Consider the following 1602-nt stretch of genomic DNA (forward strand, 5'->3'; position numbering starts at 1 on the left):
CTTTTTCTGACTATCTTTTGCATAGCTATATTATGTTAAAAATATGTTATTTTATAAAGGATTAGCTCATTCTGTAAGTAATTACTTACAGAACGCAGAGCGATGATAGCAAAACTTGAATAAAAACTAGTGGAATAATCTATAGCATTGTAGCGTTATCCAATCCCATACACTACCAAAAAAGCCTGTTTCTTCAACATTTTGTAAAGCAACAAGTGGCTGTTCGTTAATAACTTTACCGTCAAGTAAAAATTGCATTTTGCCCACTGTTGCACCCTTAGCTATTGGCGCATAAATATAATCATCAATTTTATATTCAACTTGTACATCTGCTGAACGACCTTTTGGCACTGTGATAAAGGCACCATTAATTGCACCTAATTGAATTTTATTTTCATCACCATACCAAATAGTTTCAGTTGCTAATGGCGCACCTGCTTTTATAGGGTTTGCTGTTTCAAAAAAGCGGAATCCCCATACTAATAATTTTTTACTTTCTTCTTCACGACCTTTATAAGTACGTCCACCCAATACGGCTGAAATTAAACGAGTATTACCATCCACAGCAGAAGCAACTAAGTTATACCCCGCGGCATTGGTATGACCTGTTTTAATTCCATCTACATTCAGTGTGGTATCCCAAAGTAGCCCATTTCGATTAAGTTGTGGTTTAGATAATGTATAAGTAAATTCTTTTTCTTTGTAAATGGAATATTCTTCAGGTAAATCACGAATTAAAGCTTGCCCTAAAAAAGCCATGTCTTTAGCTGTTGTGTATTGCCCTGGCGCATCAAGCCCATGCACTGTTTCAAAGTGAGTATGATCTAATCCAAGTCTTTTAGCATAATCATTCATTAGGTTAACAAAAGCGCCTTGGCTCCCCGCAACGTGTTCAGCCATAGCAATACAAGCGTCGTTACCCGATGGGATAATAATGCCTTTATTAAGATCAGAAACCGATACTGTTTTACCCACTTCTAAAAACATCAATGATGATCCTTTTAAAATAGGATTGCCTGTTGCCCATGCATCTTTACTGACCACAACCATGTCATCATTTTTAATACGCCCTGATTGTAGTGCTTGCCCCACCACGTAACTGGTCATCATTTTAGTTAAACTTGCTGGGTCACGTTGTTCCTCGGCATTATATTGTGCCAGTATCTCGCCTGATTTAGCATCGATTAAAATATAAGATTCTGCATCCAATTTTGGGATAGCTGGAATAGGAAAAGCCATTTCAGCATTTGCTGATGAGCAAACAGCAAGCGCGAATAACGCAAAAGATAATTTAAATTTCTTTTTCATTTATTTGGGTTCCGTTAAATATTTTTAGATAACATATATCGATGTGTGTGAATAGACATCATAATGCCAAAACTTGCCATTAATACGACTAAAGAAGAGCCACCATAACTTATTAGCGGTAATGGTACACCAACTACTGGTAAGATTCCACTGACCATACCAATATTAATAAACACATAAATAAAAAAGACTAAAATCAGCCCACCAGAAAGTATTCGACCAAAGGTGGTTTGTGCCTGAGCGGCAATAATAAGCCCTCGTACAATTAAACATAAAAAGAGAATAAGCAAAACA

At 36.4% G+C, this 1602-nt stretch carries 2 protein-coding genes; both read right to left on the reverse strand.

Translation table 11 applies throughout. The features are described from left to right. Positions 1-126 precede the first annotated feature (126 nt). A complete protein-coding gene (locus tag A9G30_RS00125) occupies positions 127-1308 on the reverse strand; it encodes a serine hydrolase (RefSeq protein WP_065567307.1) in 1182 nt (393 codons plus the stop codon). A 14-nt stretch (positions 1309-1322) separates the two neighbouring features. Next, the coding region (locus A9G30_RS00130; protein WP_176700808.1) for an FtsW/RodA/SpoVE family cell cycle protein at positions 1323-1602 on the reverse strand (280 nt) is incomplete at its 5' end.

The sequence above is a fragment of the Gilliamella sp. Fer4-1 genome, assembly GCF_001690515.1.
In the GTDB taxonomy this organism is placed as follows: Bacteria; Pseudomonadota; Gammaproteobacteria; order Enterobacterales; family Orbaceae; genus Gilliamella; species Gilliamella apicola_C.

Coding starts and splice junctions, on each gene's coding strand:
- A9G30_RS00125 (WP_065567307.1), bottom strand. CDS start 1,308: ATGAAAAAGAAATTTAAATTATCTTTTGCGTTATTCGCGCTTGCTGTT.